General features: G+C 61.6%; 17 protein-coding genes. 2 read left to right on the top strand and 15 right to left on the bottom strand.

Annotation, left to right across the window (positions count from 1 at the left end):
• Nucleotides 1-283 precede the first annotated feature (283 nt).
• The 10 genes from AC07V4_RS18895 to AC07V4_RS18850 all read right to left on the bottom strand — a co-directional run bounded on the left by AC07V4_RS18895 (nt 284) and on the right by AC07V4_RS18850 (nt 12,175).
• Nucleotides 284-1,306, bottom strand: a complete 1,023-nt coding sequence (locus AC07V4_RS18895) for an ABC transporter permease (RefSeq protein ID WP_431751886.1) — start codon at nt 1,304-1,306, stop codon at nt 284-286.
• 26 nt (nt 1,307-1,332) lie between these two features.
• Complete coding sequence (locus tag AC07V4_RS18890; protein WP_492636465.1) at nt 1,333-2,886, bottom strand: sugar ABC transporter ATP-binding protein; 1,554 nt, start codon at nt 2,884-2,886, stop codon at nt 1,333-1,335.
• A 65-nt stretch (nt 2,887-2,951) separates the two neighbouring features.
• On the bottom strand, nt 2,952-3,887 hold the full coding sequence (locus tag AC07V4_RS18885) for a sugar ABC transporter substrate-binding protein (protein ID WP_492636464.1): 936 nt from the start codon (nt 3,885-3,887) through the stop codon (nt 2,952-2,954).
• Nucleotides 3,888-3,935: 48 nt separating this feature from the next.
• Nucleotides 3,936-4,112, bottom strand: coding sequence for a hypothetical protein (locus AC07V4_RS18880; RefSeq protein ID WP_492636463.1), 177 nt, complete (start codon nt 4,110-4,112; stop codon nt 3,936-3,938).
• Nucleotides 4,113-4,239: 127 nt separating this feature from the next.
• Entirely contained in the window at nt 4,240-5,268 is a 1,029-nt protein-coding gene (locus tag AC07V4_RS18875) for a Gfo/Idh/MocA family protein (RefSeq protein ID WP_492636462.1), read from the bottom strand.
• Between the two features lie 153 nt (nt 5,269-5,421).
• Nucleotides 5,422-6,432, bottom strand: a complete 1,011-nt coding sequence (gene iolG / locus AC07V4_RS18870; RefSeq protein WP_492636461.1) for a bifunctional inositol 2-dehydrogenase/D-chiro-inositol 1-dehydrogenase — start codon at nt 6,430-6,432, stop codon at nt 5,422-5,424.
• Nucleotides 6,433-6,451: 19 nt separating this feature from the next.
• Nucleotides 6,452-8,383, bottom strand: coding sequence for a 3D-(3,5/4)-trihydroxycyclohexane-1,2-dione acylhydrolase (decyclizing) (gene iolD / locus AC07V4_RS18865; RefSeq protein ID WP_492636460.1), 1,932 nt, complete (start codon nt 8,381-8,383; stop codon nt 6,452-6,454).
• A 10-nt stretch (nt 8,384-8,393) separates the two neighbouring features.
• Complete coding sequence (gene iolB / locus AC07V4_RS18860) at nt 8,394-9,182, bottom strand: 5-deoxy-glucuronate isomerase (protein WP_492636459.1); 789 nt, start codon at nt 9,180-9,182, stop codon at nt 8,394-8,396.
• Nucleotides 9,183-9,185: 3 nt separating this feature from the next.
• On the bottom strand, nt 9,186-10,073 hold the full coding sequence (gene iolE, locus AC07V4_RS18855; RefSeq protein WP_431751209.1) for a myo-inosose-2 dehydratase: 888 nt from the start codon (nt 10,071-10,073) through the stop codon (nt 9,186-9,188).
• A 164-nt stretch (nt 10,074-10,237) separates the two neighbouring features.
• The gene (locus AC07V4_RS18850; protein ID WP_492636458.1) at nt 10,238-12,175 is read right to left on the bottom strand and encodes a bifunctional 5-dehydro-2-deoxygluconokinase/5-dehydro-2-deoxyphosphogluconate aldolase; all 1,938 of its coding nucleotides are present in this window, start codon (nt 12,173-12,175) and stop codon (nt 10,238-10,240) included.
• On the opposite strand from AC07V4_RS18850, the gene AC07V4_RS18845 reads away from it, so the two are divergent.
• Nucleotides 12,174-12,377 (top strand): hypothetical protein, encoded by a 204-nt coding sequence (locus tag AC07V4_RS18845; protein ID WP_493183837.1) that lies wholly within the window; start codon nt 12,174-12,176, stop codon nt 12,375-12,377. The genes AC07V4_RS18850 and AC07V4_RS18845 overlap by 2 nt on opposite strands.
• Nucleotides 12,378-12,459: 82 nt before the next feature.
• Nucleotides 12,460-13,368, top strand: a complete 909-nt coding sequence (locus AC07V4_RS18840) for a MurR/RpiR family transcriptional regulator (RefSeq protein ID WP_431751211.1) — start codon at nt 12,460-12,462, stop codon at nt 13,366-13,368.
• A gap of 57 nt (nt 13,369-13,425) precedes the next feature.
• On the opposite strand, the gene AC07V4_RS18835 is transcribed toward AC07V4_RS18840, so the two are convergent.
• The 5 genes from AC07V4_RS18835 to pdxR all read right to left on the bottom strand — a co-directional run bounded on the left by AC07V4_RS18835 (nt 13,426) and on the right by pdxR (nt 20,872).
• Entirely contained in the window at nt 13,426-16,536 is a 3,111-nt protein-coding gene (locus AC07V4_RS18835) for an efflux RND transporter permease subunit (protein ID WP_492636457.1), read from the bottom strand.
• Nucleotides 16,533-17,759: an efflux RND transporter periplasmic adaptor subunit gene (locus AC07V4_RS18830; RefSeq protein ID WP_492636456.1), complete on the bottom strand. Its 1,227-nt coding sequence runs from the start codon at nt 17,757-17,759 to the stop codon at nt 16,533-16,535. Before AC07V4_RS18830 ends, AC07V4_RS18835 begins: the two co-directional genes overlap by 4 nt.
• A complete protein-coding gene (locus tag AC07V4_RS18825; protein WP_492636455.1) occupies nt 17,752-18,990 on the bottom strand; it encodes a TolC family protein in 1,239 nt (412 codons plus the stop codon). Before AC07V4_RS18825 ends, AC07V4_RS18830 begins: the two co-directional genes overlap by 8 nt.
• A gap of 95 nt (nt 18,991-19,085) precedes the next feature.
• Nucleotides 19,086-19,424: a hypothetical protein gene (locus AC07V4_RS18820; protein ID WP_431750089.1), complete on the bottom strand. Its 339-nt coding sequence runs from the start codon at nt 19,422-19,424 to the stop codon at nt 19,086-19,088.
• Between the two features lie 26 nt (nt 19,425-19,450).
• Entirely contained in the window at nt 19,451-20,872 is a 1,422-nt protein-coding gene (gene pdxR, locus AC07V4_RS18815) for a MocR-like pyridoxine biosynthesis transcription factor PdxR (protein ID WP_492636454.1), read from the bottom strand.
• Between the last annotated feature and the right edge of the window lie 29 nt (nt 20,873-20,901).

Here is a 20,901-nt window from a genome sequence, read left to right as displayed (position 1 = left end):
AAAGCACCAGGACGGGCTCGGCGAATGGTCATCGGAGTGCGTTTATAGCAAGAAATTCAGTGTTGTGGAGCTATATAGAAGACAAACGGTTAGAACTGATGGGGCGGTACTCATTGTGGAAGGGGGCTTGCCCTAATGCCAGTCAGTTAAACGGTGGGGTGTCGAGCGCAGCATCTGTAGTGAGCGGGCTTGCCCCGCTCACTACAAGAGTCTGGTCGCGGCAGATTTTCTTAACTGACTGGCACTAGGGCTTGCCCCCTCCCACATTTTACCCTGCGCAATCTCAGCGCTTGAGTTTGCGCTTGTTGCGGTATTGGTCGATCACCACCGCCACCACAATGATCAGGCCCTTGATGATGTCCTGGATGTACGCATCCACACCGACAAAGGTAAACCCGCTGGCCATCACCCCAAGGATCAGCGCACCGATCACCGTGCCAGTAATGCGCCCTACCCCGCCCGCCAGGCTGGTGCCGCCGATCACTGCCGCAGCAATCGCATCCAGCTCATAAGACATCCCCATGCCGGCCTGGCCGGTGGCAGCACGTGCAGAGGCCACCACACCGGCCAGCCCGGCGAGCAAGCCGGCGATGCTGTAGACAATGATCAGATGGCGCTTGACGTTGATCCCCGAAGTGCGCGCCGCCTGCATATTGCCGCCGATGGCGTAGGTGTACTTGCCGTACTTGGTGTAGCGCAGGGCGATGTGGAAGATCACCGCCACCACCAGGAAGATAATCACCGGCATGGCGCCATGGCCAATCGCGGTATACGAATCCGAGAGCATGCTTACCGGCTGGCCTTCGGTGTAATAGCGCGCCAGACCACGGGCCGAGACCATCATGCCCAGGGTGGCAATGAACGGTGGGATACCGGTGACGGCGATGATGCTGCCGTTGATCGCCCCCGCCAGCAGCCCCACACCCAGCCCCATCGCCACCGGAATCCATACCGGCAAATCAGTCAAACTGGGGAAGACCGCCCGGGAAAAGTCAGAAGTCTGCGCCAGACTGGCCGCGATCATCGCCGACAGCGCCAGCACCGACCCCGAGGACAAATCGATACCCGTGGTGATGATCACCTGGGTCACGCCAATCGCCAGCAGGCCAATGATCGACACCTGCAGGATCATCAGCACCAACCGCTGGGAGTTCATCAAAAAACTCTGGTCACGCACGATCCAGCCGAACAGCTCAAACACCAGCCCGATGCCGATCAGCACCAGGAAAATGCTCAGCTCGGTAGGCATGCGTCGGCGGTTCTTGACCGGTGCCGTGGCCGGCTTGTTTTCTGTTATCGCGTTCATAGCCCATCACCTTCTTATTCTGTACGTCAGTGGACTGCCGTCATACCGGAAGCCAGCTGCATGACTTTTTCCTGGGTCGCATCCGCACGATCCAGGGTGCCCATCAGTTCGCCTTCGTGCATCACCATGACCCGGTCGCTCATGCCCAACACTTCAGGCAGCTCCGAAGAAATCATGATGACCGCCATGCCTTCACTGGCGAGGAAGGCAATCAAGCGATAGATCTCAGCCTTGGCACCGACGTCGATACCCCGGGTCGGTTCATCGAGAATCAGCAGTCGAGGGTTGGTCATCAGCCAGCGCGCCAACAGCGCCTTCTGCTGGTTGCCGCCAGACAAAGTGTCGATGCATTGTTCAAGGGATGGGGTTTTCACCCGCAGCTTCTTGCACATGTCTTCGCACAACGCCCGCAGGGCCTTCTGCTGGATAAAGCCGTTGCCCGAATAATGCGGCAGCACCGCCATTTCCATGTTTTCCAGCACCGACAGGCACGGAAACAGGCCACTGAGCTTGCGATCCTCGGTCAGCAGCGCGAAGCCTTTTTCAATCGCCATGTGCGGGTCGGTGATGCGTACGGCCTTACCGTCGAGGGTTATCTGCCCGCTGCTGCTGGGGGTGATGCCAAAAATGGCTTCCGCCACGTTGGTCCGCCCGGAGCCCATCAGCCCGGCAATGCCAAGGATTTCACCGGCATGCAAGTCGAACGATACATCCTTGAATACACCGTCCAGCGTCAGGTCACGCACCGACAACAACAGCCCGCCGATAGGCGTCTCGCGCACCGGGAACAATTGGCTCAGCTCGCGGCCGACCATCATCGAGATCAGGCTGTCGCTGTTCATGCTGTCAGCACGTTGCAGGCCGATGTACTGGCCGTCACGGAACACCGCCACCTCGTCGGCGATGGCGAACACTTCGTTCATTTTGTGCGTGATGTAGACGATGCCTTTGCCCTGGGACTTGAGGTCGGCAATGATCGAAAACAGGTGGGCCACTTCCTTGTCGGTAATGGCCGACGTCGGTTCATCCATGATCAGGATGTCGGAGTCGTAGGACACTGCCTTGGCAATCTCGACCATCTGCCGCTCGGCGATACTCAGGTTGCCCACCTGTTCTTCGGGGTCCAGGTTGATGCGCAAACGTGCCAGCAACTCGGCAGTGCAGCGGTGCATTTCGCGGTGGTTGACCATGTGCAGGCTGTTGAGCTGCTCGCGGCCGATCCAGATATTCTCGGCGATGCTCATGTGGGGCATCAGGTTGAGTTCCTGGTGAATCATCGCAATCCCGGCCTTCTGCGCCGCCAAGGGCGTTTCGAACTTGACCGACTTGCCCCGCAGGCGAATCTGGCCGGCATCGGGTTGATAGATACCGGCGATGATTTTCATCAGCGTCGACTTGCCCGCACCGTTCTCACCCATCAGCGCCAGCACTGTGCCTGGGCGCACCCGCAGTTGCACATCGTCCAGGGCTACGACACCAGGAAAGCCTTTGCTGACGTTGACGATTTCCAACAGGTAGGGTTCTTCCAGCTCGACAGGCTGGATACCGGAAGGCTGCGAAGCAGTCGCTTGAGCGAGCATAGAAAGGCACTCCATCTGCAGGGCGGCCGTGACCGCCCTGCCGGCTTATTGTTGTTATGACAGGGCTACTTGAAGTCTTTGAGGTTGTCCGGGGTGATCAACTGGAACGGGATAACGATGTTCTGTTCGATCGTTTCGCCTTTGGCCATCTTGCGTGCCGCCTCTACCGAACCGTCCGCCTGGCCTTTTGCGTCCTGGAACACCGACACCGTCATCTCGCCCCTGGAAATCGCGTTCAAGCCATCCGGCGTGCCATCGACACCCGCGATCAATACGCTGCCCGGCTTGGTGCCCACCGACTTCAAGGCCATGGCGGCACCAATGGCCATTTCATCATTGTTGGCGAGCACGGCATTGAACGCACGGCCTTGGGTCAGCCAGTCGTTGACCAGGGTCATGCCCTTGTCACGCAGCCAGATGCCGGTCTGCTCCTGCTCGATCTTGATGTCCGGGTACTTGGCCAGGATCTCCTTGATGCCCTTGGTACGGTTGGTGGTGGAGTTGTTGGCCAGGTCACCGAGCAGGATCACGATCTTGCCCTTGCCGCCCAGTTTGTCGGCGATGTACTGCATTTGCAGGCGGCCGGCCTCTTCATCATTGGAGGTCACGGCTGCGACACCTTTGGGCAGGTCCTTCTGATCAGGCCGACGGTTGACGTACACCAGCGGAATGCCAGCCTCGGTCGCTTCCTTGCTGATTCTTGCCGTAGACGCCGTATCCACCGGGTTGACGATGATGGCGTCGACTTTCTGGCTGATGAAGTTCTCGACCTGGCTCAGTTGCTTGACCACGTCGGCACGAGCGTCTTCGAATTGCAATTGCACACCGTCGCCCTTCGGATAGGACTTGGCTTGCTCGACCATGAACTCACGCACATTGGTCAGGTAGGTGTCATCGAACTGCGACATGCTCACGCCGATCTTGAGATCGGCAGCCGAGGCGAAGCTGCTGGCCAGCAGCATGGACAGGGCCAGCGCGGTGAAACGGATCGGGGTCTTCATGAACGGTCTGTCTCCACATTCTTGTTGGTTTTTTGGACGTTGCGTTTATCAGAGCTCGGCGGGCAGTCGGACCACCGGCGCACCCGGGATGCAGCACACCAGCGCGCCTTTGTTTTCGACACACAGCACATTAAGGAAGGAAAAATAAAACGGGCGGGCGCGGGGCAGACCGCGTGACGCAAAGACGGGGCGTAAAACTCGCAGTACAGCGTTGAAGATTTTCATCTGACGGTACCTGGTTGTTTTTGATCTTGTTTTTGTTGAGTCGCACGAATCGAGTTCGAACGTACTTTTTGCAACCTGGAAAAGACTTTATTGGAAAATAATTTCCACATCAACACATTTTAGAATTTTATTCTATTTTTGTTGAAACCACCTGCTGGCGCTCGGCGCTGAGGCGTGCGGCGTCCAATATACGGGTGGTTTCCAGCGCATCATAGGCGTCGACCGGCAGTGCTCCCTGGCCGTGCACAGCGCGTTGCAACTGACGGTAGAACTGCGTCCAGCAACCCTTCTCCGACGGTACTCGCTCTCGCTCCGCCCCTTGCTCGAACCAACCCCAGCGCCGGTGCTCTTCAGCGCCCCAATGCTCGCCTTCGGTTTTGGGGGATTTGCCGGCCATCAGTGCTTCTTCCTGACCATCCAGGCCCTCCACGGTGTAACAACCCAAGGTGCCGCTCACCCGAAAGCGCGGTGCCTGGCTGTTTTGCAGCGCATTGCCCCACAGGTGGGAAATCACGCCGTTGGTGTGGGTCAGGGAGACAAAAAAACCGTGGTCGAGCGTTGGGTGTTCCGGGCTGAACTGCAATTGTGCGAATACGCGATCCACTGGGCCGAACAATTGCAGCGCCTGGTCTACCAGATGGCTGCCCAAGTCCCGTAACCAGCCGCCGCCACTGGCATTGCCCACGGCGTGTGGGCTGTAGCGTTCGACCCGGGATTCAAACCGGGTGATCTCGCCTAGGGCGCCAGCGTCGATGAGTTTGCGTAACGTCAGGTAATCCGAATCCCAACGTCGGTTCTGATAGACACTCAGCAGCACACCTTGGCGCTCGGCGGCGGTGATCAGTGCCTGGGCCTGTTCAGCGTTGGCGGCAAAAGGTTTGTCGCTGACCACGGCGATGCCGTGCTCGATGGCTTCCAAGACCAGCGCCGGACGGCCTTTGAGCGTGGTGGAAATGACCAGGGCGTCGACGCCGGCCTCAACGATCTGGCCGATGGAGTCGAAGGCTTTCACACCGGGATGGTCAGTGTTCAATTGTTGCCGGCGCTCGGCTGAGCGTGTGACAACGCCGACAAACGTGGCGCCGGGCAAGGTTGCAATCAGCGGCGCATGAAAAAAGCGCCCGCCGTGGCCGTAGCCGACCAGTCCGATTCGCATACATACACTCCTCAATTGAAGTGGAAACCCAATTCAAGTGTGGGAGCTGGCTTGCCTGCGATAGCAATCTGTCAGTTGCAAATGTATTGCCTGATACTCTGCTATCGCAGGCAAGCCAGCTCCCACAGTTTTTGATCGAGTTTCTTCAGTGGTTTAGCCGTAGAAGTGCGGACGCTTCGGCAAGCTCACCTTCACAATCTGCTCACTGCCCTGCGCCTCGATACACGCATCCGCCGCCACCGCCGCCGCAAACCCATCCCACGCCGATGGCCCGCCCACTTGGCCGGCACGCACGCTATCAATGAAGGCCTGCAACTCCACGTCGTAGGCACCGATGAACCGGTCCTTCCAGTCCATCAAGATCGCATTCGACAGTTTCGCGCCACTGCGCAGCTGCACCTGGGACGGCTCCGGCAGTTTGGCGATGCCGGTCTCCCCCACCACTTCGCACTGGATGTCGTAGCCGTACTGGCAGTTCACAAAGACTTCCACATCGATGCGCGTGCCCTTGGCGGTTTCCAGCAGCACGATCTGCGGGTCGCGCAGGTGGGCCAGCGCCTTGCTGGATTTGCGCGGGAACACCACTTGTACCGACACATAGTCGTCGTTGAGCAGCCAGCGCAACACATCCAGCTCATGGATCAACGTGTCGGTGATCGCCATGTCGGTCTTGTAGTTCTCCCCCACCGTCGGGTTGCGGTGCGCGCAGTGCAGCATCAACGGCTCGCCGATCTGGCCACTGTCGATCACCGCCTTGAGGGCACGATAGCCTTCGTCATACGGACGCATGAAGCCCACTTGCACCAGGCGCTTGCCGTAGGCCACTTCGGCGTCGACGATCTTGCGACAGCCTGCGGCCGTCACCGCCAGGGGCTTCTCACAAAACACCGGCTTGCCGGCGGCGATGGCGGCCAGCACGAATTCTTCGTGGCTCGGCCCCCAGGACGTCACCAGCACCGCCTCCACCTGCGGCGAGGCGATCAGCGCACGCCCGTCCGGGTACACCTCGGCGTCCAACTTCAAATCCGCCACCACCTTGGCCGCTTGCTCAAGGTTGATGTCGGTGACGGCCACCACCTGGCTGTTGAGCAAGGTCTGGCTGCAACGACGAATATGGTCCCGGCCGATGGCGCCCGTACCGATCACACCTAGCTTCAACGACATACATTCACCCCTTTTGTTATTAGTACTGCCGGGCCTTGGCCAGCTGTTCATTGAGTTTTTTCGCCGCCGCATTCGTGCGTTCGCTGGTGGACACCTGTGCCACGCCCACCCGCCACCACGACAGGTAGCCGTGGACCATGGTCTTGGGCAGTACCTTGATGTCGATCAACGTCGACACGGTCTGCGTGCGCGCATCGGCCAGGGCCGCTTCCAGTTGCTCCACCGTGCTCACCTTGTAGGTCTTGCAGCCATACGCCGCCGCACTCATGGCGAAGTCCACCGGCACCAGCCCGCCGTCGAGCTTGCCGCTCTCGGGGTTGCGGAAGCGGAATTCAGTGCCGAAACTGTCCATGCCATTGCCGATCTGCAGGTTGTTGATGCAACCGAAGGCCATGTTGTCGAGCAGCACCACATTGATCTTGCGCCGCTCCTGGATCGAGGTGGCCAGTTCCGAATGCAGCATCATGTACGAGCCATCGCCGACCAGGGCATAGACCTCCTTGCCTGGCTCTGCCAGCTTCACCCCCAAGGCCGCATTGATCTCGTAACCCATGCACGAATAGCCGTACTCGACGTGGTACGTGTTGACGCCCTTGCTGCGCCAGGCGCGCTGCAAGTCGCCGGGCAGGCTGCCGGCGGCGGCGACGATGATCGCGTCGTCGGCCAGGGCCTGGTTCAGCACGCCCAGTACACGGCTTTGGGTCAGGCATGAACCGGTCAGTTCGATAAATTCGCGCAGCACCGCGCGGTCCAGGTGGTCATCGACTTCGGGCACGAAGCCATCGCCGTCATATTCCACGTGATGCACACGGTCCACTTCCGCGTCCAGCTGCGCCTTGGCGTCGCGGATCTGCTCGCCCCAGCCCGAGCGGTAATCGCCCAAGGCGTCGGCCAATGCGTCCAGAGCCACTTGCGCATCAGCCAGTACCTGCACGCCATCCAGCTTCAAGGCATCGCACGGGCTGATATTGAGGTTGAGGAACTTCACCTCGGGATGCTTGAACAGCGATTTCGACGAAGTGGTGAAGTCGGTATAGCGGGTGCCGATGCCGATGATCAGGTCTGCCTCGGGCGCCAGCAGGTTGGCCGCCAGGCAGCCGGTTTCACCAATGCCACCGACGTTCAGCGGATGAGCGGAGATCACCGCGCTCTTGCCCGCCTGGGTTTCGGCGAAAGGAATATCAAAGCGTTCGGCAAAGGCTTGCAGCGCAGCATTCGCGCCGGAGTACTTCACGCCGCCGCCGCAGATGATCAGCGGTTTGCGCTTGCCCCGGAACGCGGCCAAGGCATCGCCGATCATCGCCGCAGTGGCCGGGCGGCGCTCGATGCGGTGCACACGTTTTTGCAGGAAATAATCGGGATAGTCCCAGGCTTCAGCCTGCACATCTTGCGGTAGCGCCAGGGTCACGGCGCCAGTCTCCGCGGGATCAGTCAATACGCGCATGGCGTGGATCGCCGCCGTCATCAACTGCTCGGGCCGGTTGATGCGGTCCCAGTACTTGCTCACGGAACGGAAGGCGTCGTTGGTGCTGATGCTCAGGTCATGGAACTGCTCGATCTGTTGCAGCACCGGGTCGGGCTGACGGCTGGCGTAGACATCGCCGGGCAACAACAGCAACGGGATACGGTTGGCGGTGGCCGTCGCAGCGGCGGTCAGCATATTCGCCGCGCCCGGCCCCACAGACGCCGTGCACGCGTAGATCTTGCGCCGCAGGTGCTGCTTGGCGAAACCGATGGCGGCGTGGGCCATGCCTTGCTCATTGCGGCCCTGGTGCACCACCAGGTCACCGCTGTCCTGCTCCAGGGCCTGGCCCAGGCCCAGCACATTGCCGTGACCGAAAATCGTGAACACCCCGGCGACAAACTTGCTCTGTACGCCATCGACTTCGATGTATTGGTTATCCAGGAACTTCACCAGGGCCTGGGCCATGGTCAATCGGGTGGTGGTCATGTCACGCCCCTTAAAGGTCCAGCAGCCAGCTGTGCTGCGGGTCGTTATGGAAATGCCAGGCACGCTTCGGGCCGGCCATCACATTCAGGTAGTAGGACTCATAGCCATACGGCACGCTGACCGGGTGATACCCCTTGGGCACCACCACCAGGTCGCTGTTTTCTACGGCCATGGCCTGGTCGATGCTGCGGTCGTCGGTGTAGACGCGCTGGAACACGAAGCCCTGGGGCGGATTGATCTGGTGGTAGTAGGTTTCTTCAAGGAAGCTCTGGTGCGGCAGGTCGTCGGTGTCGTGCTTGTGCGGCGGGTAGCTCGACGAATGCCCGGACGGCGTGCGCACTTCCACCACCAGCAGGGAATGGGCCGGCTCGCTGTCGGGCAGGATGTCGCACACGTAGCGGGTGTTGGCGCCTTTGCCACGGACGCTGCGCTTGCAGTTTTCCGGGCGGATCAGACGTGGCGCGTAGCCTTCGGCACCGGGCGCGGCGCACACGGCGATCTGTACATCGCTCAAGGCGGTGACCTGGGCCGTGGTGCCAGGCGGTAGGTAGGCGGCGAAAGGTGACTTGTCTTCGAACACCGACTGGCGATCACCCAGGTTCTGCCAGTTGAAGCCCTCGCCTTCAATGTTCACCCGACCGCTGAGCAGCACCAGGCACAGCTCCTTATCCCCGGTACTGACCGGCAGGGTTTCACCCAGGCTCAGGCGGTAAGCGGAAAAACCCACATACTCCAGGCGCCCGGCTTCCAGGGCCACCATGGTTTGTCCACGTTTGCTGCTTTTGACCAGCAAGCTCATCACTCAAGTCCTCTCGTTGAGAAGCGCGCGCAAGGTGTCATAACCCTTTTTGGCGTAGATATAGCTCGGCGCCACGGCAGGGTCTTGCTCGGCTTCCACCACCAGCCAGCCCTCGTATTGCGCAGCCAGCAGGACGTCGAGCAATTCCGCGAAATCGATATCACCGTCGCCGGGCACGGTGAAGGTGCCGTTGACGATGCAATCGGGGAAGCTCCACATCTGGTTGCGTGCCAGTTGCACCACCGGCTTGCGCACGTCCTTGAAATGCACGTGGCAGACGCGCCCGATATGTTTGCGCAGCACCTCGATGGGTTCGCCGCCGCCCATGTAGCAGTGGCCGGAGTCGAACAGCAGGCCGACTTCAGGGCCGGTGCGGCTCATCAACTGGTCGATGTCTTCGGGAGATTCGACGTAGGCGCCCATGTGATGGTGGTAGGCCAACCGCACGCCCTGGGACAGGGTGAAGCGAGCCAGTTCGGTGAGTTTGTCCGCGTATTCCTGCCAAGCCTGTTCGCTGTGAAAACGCGGACGTTCGATCAGGCGGATGCGCGAACCCTGGATCGAGTCGGCGACTTCGCCATACACCAGCACCTTGGCGCCATTGTGCTTGAGCAATTCGACATGACCGGCAATAGCCTCGATTTCTTCCGCCACCGAGCGCCGCGCCAGGCGGCTGGAATACCAGCCGGAGACCAGTGCCAGGTCATAGGGGCGCAATACATCGCCGACGCCCTTGGCGTCCTTGGGGAATTTGCCGTTGAGCTCAAAACCTTCGTAGCCGATTTCCTTGCCTTCGCTGAGGGCCGTGCTCAAGGGCGTTTCACCGCCCAGGGCCGGCAGGTCGTCGTTGCTCCAGGAGATCGGGTTGATGCCAATTCGAATTGCGGGCATGGCTGCACCTTTTATTTTTTTCAGATATCACTGAGATCTGCTTTATGTGGGAGGGGGCTTGCTCCCGATAGCGGTTAATCAGGCAAAACCTCTATAACTGAACCACCGCCATCGGGGGCAAGCCCCCTCCCACATTTGATTGCATTGCACATTTGGAATTGTGATCAGGTTCGGGAACTGCGCCAGGCATTGATGAGCTGTTCGAACGTGTGCTGCACCTGCTGAATCAGGGTCTCGTCATCAATCTCCCCGGCCATCCAGGCGCGGCTCGGCTCCTGGAAGATCGTGCGGCCTACGGCAAAACCACGGCAGGTGGTGCTGTGGCGAGCTTGCTGGAAGCCATCAGCCAGGTACTCGGCTGAAGCATTCAAGCCCAGCAACACTACGCCACGGCAGTATGGGTCGCGCTCCTGGATCAGTTCGTCGAGCTTTTTCCAATCCTCGGCCGACTGCGCCTCGATCTTCCACCACGCCGGGTAGATGCCCAGGTTGTACAGGCGCTTGAGGCTGCGATAGAGCACATCCGGGTAGATGGATGGATGATCCTTGGGTGGGATGACCTCCAGTAGCAACTCATGGCCACTGACCAGGGACGCCTCGTACACCGCCTTGAGTTGTGCCTCCTGCTCCAGGCGCAGCAACGGCTCGTCGTCCGGGTGGAATTGCACCAGGCACTTGATGATCTGCTCCTGGGGCCAGGCAATCAGGTTGCTGCCGACCGAACGCCCATGTTCGAACGCCAACGGCCGCGAGTTCTGTACTTCCACCGGGCGCGCGATCCACCAGCCGCGACCGCTGGCGGTGTTGAGCGCGTCCTGGCCGAAACGTTGGTCGGCCAGCAGCCCTACATCGGCGTCGACACCCTGCTCGCCAAGTTTCTGCTCCACCCGCTCGATAGCCTGGATAAACAGCTGCTTGATGTCGCTGATGCGCAGCGGGTCTTGCCCGCCCTTTTGCGCGAGGTCCACCAACTGCCAGCGATGGTCGAAGGCAAACACGAACAACTGCTTCCAGGCCTTGCGCGGCACGCTGACACGGTGCAGGCGCTGCAGGGTCACGTCCTGATCCGGCCGCGTGATAGGCACCGGGCTGTTGAACAGGTAATCCAGTTCGGCCGGCGTCGGCATTGCCGGGGCGCAGGCGTGGCGCGACACCACCAAGCCGCCGCAGGCATTGGCCAACTGGCTGCAACGTTCATCGCTGGCATCGTTCAGCCACCCGCTGAGGAAGCCGGACATGAACGCATCGCCGGCGCCGAGCACATTGAGGACTTCAACCCGTACGCCGGGGTAGATCGCGCCGTCTTCCAAACGTGCGGGGATGGCACCATGGATCACTGTGCAACCTTGCGGGCCGAGCTTGACCACCAGGGTTGCCGGGGTCAGTTCACGCACGGTGCGCAGTGCGACCAGCAGGTCTTCACTGCCACCGGCGATCAGAAACTCTTCTTCGGTGCCGACGATCAGGTCGAAACGCGGCAGGATTTTCTGCACGTGCTGGCTGACATTCTGGTCGGCGACAAACCGCGTTTCCCCGTCCGCCTTGCCCGCCAGGCCCCACAGCACCGGGCGGTAGTCGATGTCCAGCACGCGCTTGACGTTGTGCTTGGCGGCATAGTCCAGGGCCTGGAGGCTGGCCTTGTACACACCCTCCGTGGAGAAATGCGTGCCGGTGATCAGCAGGGCTTTGCTGGAGGCGATAAAGGCCTCGTTGATGTCTTCGGCGCGCAGGGCCATGTCGGCGCAGTTTTCGCGGTAGAACACCAGGGGGAAGGTTTCGCGGTCCTTGAGGCCCAGCAGCACCAACGCGGTGAGGCGCTCGGGGTCGACCTTGATGCCGCTGACATCGCAGCCTTCACGCGCCAGGGATTCGAGCAGGAAACGCCCCATGTGGTCATCCCCGACCCGACTCAACATCGCTGACCTGAGCCCCAGCCGAGCGGTGCCGAAAGCGATATTGGCGGAGGACCCACCGAGGTACTTGGCGAAGCTGGACACGTCCTCAAGCCGCGCACCCACTTGCTGTGCGTAGAGGTCGACGCCCAGGCGCCCGAGGCAAATCAGATCCAATTGACGCCCACTGGCAAAACGAGTCTGGCCCATGCTGGCTCCTGTTATTTTTATCAGCCTGCGTTGTGCCGCCGTGGGGGCGGCAAACGCTCTTGGTGGGAGCAGACTAGAACGTCCGGCGACGGCAATCAATATTTATTCCATAATTATTTTTAGTGGAATATTTTTTCCAATACGCTGGCATAATGGCACGCCAGCCGCCGTGCATCGTTTCAGCAGGCCACGCGGGCCGTGATGCCGGGGTATTTTTTTGCGCCTACCCTGTAGACTTGCGCCACCCATCAGCGCAACAGACGAAAACGCCAGAAGGATTGCCCATGTCCCGCACCGATCCCGAGACCACCCTGGAAGCCACGATCCCCAGCCCTCCGGTCAATGCCGAACGCCTGTTGCAGCTGATCACCGACGAATACGAAAGCCTGCCACGCCAGCTCAAACGCATCGCCAGCTACATGAGCCAGCAGAGCGACCGGATCATGGTCGATCGCATCAGCGACATCGCCCGCGAATGTGAAGTGCACCCTTCGGCCATCGTGCGCTTTTCCCAGCGCTTCGGTTTCAGTGGTTTCAGTGAGATGCAGGCGTTGTTTCGCGAGGCCTACACCCACAAGACCACGCCGGTGCAGAACTACCAGCAGCGTATCCGCAGCATGATCGCCAACAAGTCGCAGAAAGCCAGCGGCGGCGATCTGGCGCGTGAATGCGTCAACGCCACACTGTCCGGCATCGAGCGCCTGGGGCTGGAACTGGATGACGCGGCGTTCGAGAAAGCCGTGGACCTGGTGGTCAATGCCGACAATATCTACGTGGTCGGCGTGCGCCGTTCTTTTGCAGTGGCGGATTACCTGGTCTACAACCTGCAACACACCAACAAGCGCATTCACCTGGTCTCCGGCCTCGGCGGCAGTTACCGCGAACAGATGCGCAGCGTGCGTGCCAACGATCTGGTGATCGCCATCAGCTTCACGCCCTACGGCAAAGAGACTCAGCACTGCCTGCGCATCGCTCAGCACCACCAGGCCAAGACCCTGATCATCACCGACAGCAACCTGTCGCCCCTGGCCAAGCGGGCGAACGCGGTGCTGCTGGTGAATGAGGGCTCTTCATTTGCCTTCCGCTCGTTGAGCGCCACCTTGTGCCTGTGTCAGGCGTTGTTTATCGCCGTGGCCTACCGCCTGGAACTGAAGGTGGACGAGATCCACGAGCAGGTCGGGTTCGACGACTGATCCTGGGCTTCTGAAGATCCCCTGTGGGAGTGGGCTTGCCCCCTCCCACATTTTTGATCAGTGTTTGGCTTTAGGGCGGCGCATCAGGTAGTACGCAGCCGGGATGACGAACAGCGACAACAGCGGCGCCGTCAGCATCCCGCCGATCATCGGTGCGGCAATGCGGCTCATCACTTCACTGCCCGTACCACTGCCCAGCAGGATCGGCAACAACCCGGCGATGATCACCGCCACCGTCATCGCCTTGGGCCGCACCCTTAGCACTGCGCCTTCAGTGATGGCGGCCAGCAGGTTGCCGTCCGTGCGCTCGGCCCAGGCATTTTTCAGGTACAGCAGCATGATCACGCCGAACTCCGCCGACACCCCCGCCAACGCGATAAACCCCACGCCTGTGGCCACCGACAGGTTGAAGCCCAATCCGTAGAGCAACCACACACCTCCGGTCAGTGCGAACGGCAACGTCGCCAGAATCAACAACGCCTCCTCCACCCGGCGAAAGGTCAGGTACAGCAGCACAAAAATGATCAGCAGCGTGGCCGGCACCACCAGCTTCAATCGCTCATTGGCACGCTCCAGGAACTCGAACTGACCCGAGTAACTGAGGCTCATGCCCGGTTGCAAGTGCACTTGCTGGTTGATCGCCGCACGCAGGTCCTTGACCACCGACGCCAAGTCACGGTCACGCACGTCGATATACACCCAACCGGAAGGCCGTGCGTTTTCACTCTTGAGCATCGGCGGGCCATCGTTGACCTGGATCTTGGCGACCGTGCCAAGCGTGATCTGGCTGCCCTTCGGCGTGTACACCGGCAGGTTGCGCAGTGCCGCCACCGAATCGCGCCACTCCTTGGGATAACGCAGGCTGATGGGGAAGCGCGCCAAGCCTTCCACGGTTTCGCCGATGGTTTCACCGCCCACCGCGCCGGACACGATGGCCTGTACATCGGTAATGTTCAGCCCGTACTGCGCAGCGGCGGCACGGTCGATGTCCACGTCAATATAGCGCCCGCCGGTCAAGCGTTCAGCCAACGCCGAACTCACCCCCGGCACTGTCTTGGCAACTTTCTCCACGGCCTGGGTCACGGCGTCGATCTGCATCAGGCTGGTGCCTGCGACCTTCACCCCAATCGGGCTCTTGACCCCAGTGGCCAGCATGTCGATACGGTTGCGGATCGGAGGAATCCAGATGTTGGTCAGGCCCGGCACCTGCACCACGCGGTCCAGCTCCTTGACCAACTTGTCGGGGGTCATGCCGGGGCGCCATTGGTCCTTGGGCTTGAACTCGATGGTGGTCTCGAACATCTCCAGCGGTGCCGGGTCGGTGGCGGTTTCAGCGCGGCCCGCCTTGCCGAACACATGGGCGACTTCGGGCACGCTCTTGATCAGGCGATCGGTGCGTTGCAGCAGTTCGCCCGCCGTTTGCGTCGACAAACCTGGCAATGCCGAAGGCATGTACAACAAGTCGCCCTCATCCAGCGGCGGCAGGAACTCACCGCCCAGTTTCGAGATCGGCCACAGCGCGCTCGCCGCTATCAGCAACGCCACCAGCAAGGTCATGCGCGGCCAACGCAGCACCGCATCCAGGGCCGGTTGATAGAGCTTGATCAGCCCGCGATTGAGCGGGTTGCGCTGCTCATCGGGAATGCGCCCGCGAATCCAATAGCCCATCAACACGGGGACCAACGTCACCGACAAGCCGGCCGCCGCCGCCATGGCGTAGGTCTTGGTATAGGCCAACGGGCCGAACAACCGACCTTCCTGGGCCTGCAAGGTGAACACCGGGATAAACGACAGCGTAATGATCAACAGGCAGAAAAACAGCGCCGGCCCGACTTCGACCGCCGCGTCGGTCATCACCTTCCAATGCTCATCGCCCTTCAATTCCCGGCCAGGGTTGGCGTGGTGCCAGGCTTCGATTTTCTTGTGGGCGTTTTCGATCATCACCACCGCCGCATCCACCATCGCGCCGATCGCAATCGCGATACCGCCTAGGGACATGATGTTGGCGTTGATACCCTGGAAGCGCATGACGATAAAGGCGATCAACACGCCTACCGGCAACGAGATGATCGCCACCAGGGACGAGCGCAGGTGCCACAGGAAAATCCCGCACACCAGCGCCACCACCAGGAATTCCTCCAGCAACTTGTGGCTGAGGTTGTCCACGGCGCGGTCGATCAACTTGCTACGGTCGTAGGTGGTGACGATCTCCACACCCGGCGGCAGGCTGCTTTTCAACTGTTCCAGCTTGGTCTTGACCGCCGCGATGGCTTCCCGTGCATTCTTGCCGCTGCGCAGGATCACCACGCCGCCAACCGCCTCACCCTTGCCGTCCAGCTCGCTGATGCCTCGGCGCAGGTCCGGACCCAGTTGGACGTTTGCCACATCGCCCAAGGTGACCGGCACATTGTTGGCGTCAAGGCGCAGCGGGATGGCGCGAAAGTCGGCCAGGTTTTTCAGGTAGCCGGAGGCGCGCACCACGTACTCGGACTCGCCCAGGTTCAGCACCGAGCCACCGGCTTCCTGGTTGGCCTTGTCGATGGCGTCCTTCACCTGTGCCTGGGTGATGCCGCGACTGGCCAGGGCCAGTGGGTCGAGTTGCACTTGATACTGCTTGACCTGGCCGCCGATGGTGGCGACTTCCGCCACATTGGGCAGGGTCTTGAGTTCGAACTTGAGGAACCAGTCCTGCAGCGCACGCAATTGCGCCAAGTCGTGCTGGCCAGTGCGGTCCACCAAGGCGTACTGGTAGATCCAGCCCACCCCGGTGGCGTCAGGCCCCAATGACGGCTTGGCCGAGGCCGGCAGGCGCGCCTGCAACTGGCTGAGGTATTCCAATACCCGCGAGCGGGCCCAATACAGGTCGGTGCCTTCGTCGAACAACACGTACACGTAGCTGTCGCCGAAAAACGAAAAGCCACGCACGGTCTTGGCCCCCGGTACCGAGAGCATGGTAGTGGTCATCGGGTAGGTGACTTGGTTCTCGACGATCTGCGGCGCCTGTCCCGGGTACGGCGTGCGAATGATCACCTGCACATCCGAAAGGTCCGGCAAGGCGTCGACGGGCGTGTTCTGCACCGACCAGACACCCCACGCAGTGATGAACAGCGTCGCCAGCAACACCAGAAAGCGGTTGGCCACAGACCAGCGAATCAACAAGGCGATCATGGTTGGGCTCCCGGCTGCATGTTCATCGCGGCTTCGGCAGGGGTCGCGGTGATGCCTTTGAGACTGGCCTCGGAGTCGAGCAGGAATTGCCCAGACGCGACCACTTGCTGGCCTTCCTGCAAGCCGCTGACGATCACGGTCTGGTCCTGATTTTCGGCACCGACGACCACCTCGACTGGCCGATAGTGACCGCCCTCCTCTGCCAGCATCACCAGCACGCGCTTGCCGGTGCGGATCAACGCTTCGCTGGGCACCTGCACGACCGATTGCCCAGTGGTTTGCGCCAGGCTGACCTGGGCGGTCATGCCAGGCCGTAAGATTCCATCGGGGTTGGGCAGCTCGACACGTACTTGCACGGTGCGACTGTCCATGGCGGTGGCCGGCAAGATCGCAGTGACCATGCCGGTGACGACGTTGCCCGGTAAACCGACAAAGCGGCTCTGCACGGTTTGCCCCACATGCAACGCTGCGCCTTGAGCCTCGGGCACGGCGACCTGCAACCACACCCGATCCAGGCCATTGAGCCGCGCCAGGGTCTGCCCCGCCGCCACCGTCATGCCTTCACGCACCTCGAGGGTTTGCAATGCGCCGCTCAACGGGCTGGTAACCGTCAACACCGACTGCACCCGGCCGCTGCGTTCCATCTGCGTGATCAACCCGCTGGGCATGCCACTCAGGCGCAGGCGTTGACGCGCGGCAGCGATCAAACCGCTGTCACCGTTGTGGCGCAGCGCCAGAAACTCTTCCTGAACCGCCGCCCACTCAGGCACCAGAATGTCTGCCAACGGCGCGCCGGCCTTGAGGACATCCCCCGGAGCCCGTGCGTAAACCCGCTCGACAAACCCCGCCGCCCGCGCCTGCACCACCGCCACATCACGGTCGTTGAAGGCCAGCACGCCCGACACGTCCAGATTGGACGTCAGCACACCCCGGCTGACACTGGCCAGGCGCACGCCGATGTTCTGCGCCAGGCGCGGATCGATCTGCACCACCGGCGTTGCCGCCGAGGCGCCTGCGTCGGCATAGCGCGGCACCAGTTGCATGTCCATGAACGGCGATTTGCCGGGCTTGTCGAACTTCTGCTGTGGGTACATCGGGTCGTACCAATACAGCGCCTGCTTGTCGTCTTTGACGGGAGCAACAGCGGCCGGGTGCAACTGCGCCACCCCGTAGCCAACGCCTAGCCCCAGCAGCACGAGCGCTGCGGCGATTCGATTATTCATTGGTAGGTTCCCCATAGGCGAAGTACAGCTGGGCGCCGACCAGGGCGCGTTGCTCGATGGCATCAATCTGTTTGAAACGGGCTTCGACCAGCTCACGACGAGCGCTGACCACGCTCACCAAGTCCCCCTTGCCCGCCCGGTAACCGGCCAGGCTCAGTCGGACCTTTTCCTCGGCGAGCGGCACCAGGCTGTCCTGGCTGCGCTGCACGGCGCGGTCCAGCCGTTGGTAGTCGGCCAGGTCATCGTCGAGCAACTGGAGATGTTCACGGGTAGCGGCTTCGCGTTCAGCGTCGAGCTGGTCCAGTTCAGCCTGCTTGGCAGCGATGCCAGGGTTTTGCCGACGCCCGGGGAAAATCGGCAGGTCGAAGGTGAACTGCACGTTGACCATGTCACCGAACTCACGGCTGCGATGCCCGTAGTCGACTTCCCAGCTCCAGTCCGAGGTTTTCTGCGCCTTGGCCTCCTGCAGCCGCGCTTGCGCCTCGCGAGTGCGCGGCACGTAGGCTTGCAACCGCGGGTGTTGATGCAGGTTATGGTTCAGGCTACCGGTATCGAGCGTCCAGTTGGGCAACTGGCCGCTGGGGGCTTCGTTGGCGGCCGTACCGATCCAGCGTTTGAGGGCGGCGCGGGCCTGGGCGCGTTGCTGGGTCAGTTCATCTTCGCGCCCGTTGAGTTCCGCGGCTTCCTGCTTGGGGATGACCGCATCGGAAGCCTGGCCACGACCGCCTGCCAGTTGCGCACGCACGGTGTCTTGCAACAGGCGGTTCTGTTGGTAGAACGCGGTGAACAGCACTTGCTTTTGCTCGACCGCATACGCGCGAATCCATGCCTGGGCGGTAGCCTGGCGCACATTCAGACGTTCGATTCTGCCCTCGGCCGCGGTGCGCTCAATGGTTGCGTCAGCCAGTTCGACCCGGGCCTTGCGCTTGTCGCGACTGGGCACCTGCTGCTGTATGCCGATCATCTGTTGTGTCATGTCATCGCCATTCAACGTGCCGCGATTGGGCCCGCCAATGGGGAAACTCTGCAGGCCCACCACCAACTTTGGGTCGGGCAGTTCGCCGGCCGGGATCGCCGATTGAGTGGCGGCTTGCAGCTTGGCCGACTCTGCCGCCAGCGACGGTGCGGTGTTTTGCGCCAGGCGCAAGGCGTCATCCAGGGTCAGCGCGCTCGCCAACGCCGGCCACGCCAGCACGCCCACCACCAGGGCGCGCATGTAGAGGGAATTCATGGTGAAGATTCCTGATCTGTTCTACTGCGTGCCGCTTTATGCGGCCCACAGCAAGGCCGTCCCGGTCAGGGACGCGTCTTCAGGTGCAACAGGAATCAGGAACGGGGTGGGCGCCAGACGCCAGGCGGCGTGCGGTCGGGGATAAAATCGGAGGCGCCGTTGAGGGCTAACGGATGGGCCAGGGTCAACGGAGCCTTGAGCACGGGCATCGACAATTGCAGCATGCCGCCAGTCTTGCATTCCTGGCCAGGCTTGCACGCCTTGCCGTGGTCGACGCCGTCCTGGCAACAGTCGGGCGACATGTCGCTCATCATCGGCATGTCTGACATCTTCATCGGGCACGGCTCGGTGCTCGACGGCACACCCGCCATCCCGGTGAGGGGAAGCGTGAGGCTCAGCAGCATGACGAAGATGACACGTAGAAGGCGGCTCATGGGGCGCGAGTCTAGCCAAGCCGGGGTTAAGCCGCCATTAACAATTGCGTGAGAACTCGGCCATGGAAACGGATCTGTGCCAGGGTCAAGGCGGTGTAGCCGATGATCACTGCCGGTGGTAGGCGTGTCTCAACGCAAAACTTGCCCAACGGTTGCAACATCAACCCAACAGCGGCGGCACGTTGGCAGAAATCCTCCTCCGCCATATCCGCCGGCAACCACAGCACAAAGTGCAACCCTGCCTGCTGGCCACTCACACAGCCGTTATCCGGCAGGCACGCGAGCAAGGCATCACGCCGCGCCTGATACGCCTGGCGCGAAGCACGCAGATGACGCACGAAAGCACCACTGCCGAGGAACTCCAGCAACCCGACCTGATCCGTGGCCCCTACCGAATGCCCGGTGAGTTGCAAGGTGCGCAACAACGCAGGGCGCAAGGCTTTGGGCACCACCATGAAGCCGACGCGTAAACCGGGAAACAGGTTTTTGTTGAAGCTGCCGCAATAAAGCACCCGGTCACCGGAATCCAGGGACTTGAGCGCCGCCAGGGGCGCGCTGTTGTAGTTGTATTCGCTGTCGTAGTCGTCTTCGATCACCCAGGCGTCGGCACGGGCGGCCCAGTCCAGCAGCGCCAGACGCCGTGAGACCGACAGGGTCATGCCCAGGGGGGCCTGGTGCGCCGGGGTGACGTAGGCCAGGCGTGCAGTGCCCGGCAGTTGCTCGGTATCCAAACCCTCCGCCGTCACCGGGATACTCTGAACCCGCGCACCGGCCAGACTGAACAGGCGACGTGCGGGTTTATAGCCGGGGTCTTCAATGCAGGCCGTATCGCCAGGCTTGAGCAGCGTGCGGGCGATCAGGTCGAGCGCGTGGCGAATGCCGGTGGTGACGATCACTTCGTCGGCCTCGCATTGCATGCCGCGATAGCTGCGCAGGTAGTCGGCGATCTGCTCACGCAAGGCTGGCAACCCGGCCAGATGCGCAGCCTCCAGCACGCCGGGGCCTACGCTCAGCAAGCCACGGGAAATGCAACGCGCCCAGGTTTTCAAGTCGAACAGACTGGCGTCCGGGCGCCGTGCAACGAAGGGCACGTGGCTTTGTACGGCGGTATCGGGCTGATCGGGCTGCACCGCACGACGCGGGATGGTCGTGGGCACCGGGGCCGCAATGAATTGCTCCGGGATCACCGCGCACACCCGAGTACCCGAGCCGGCCACCCGCTGCACGTAGCCTTCGCTGTGCAAACGTTCGTAAGCCGCTTCAAGGGTGCCACGGGACACCCGCCAGCGCTCGGCCAGGCTGCGGGTGGACGGCAAGCGGCTGCCCGCCGGCAACTGCCGATTCAGGATCGCGGTACGCAACGCATCGTAGGCGCCCTGCTGCTTGCCGGTGTCCAAGGCATCGGGACGCGGCAGGTCCAGGGCGGATGGTTGTTTTCCTTGGCGCATAAGTGGTCCAGTCAATTCACGAATAAACG

Source organism: Pseudomonas sp. GW821-FHT03A09 (genome assembly GCF_059421065.1).
This window is presented reverse-complemented; position numbering and strand designations above follow the sequence as displayed.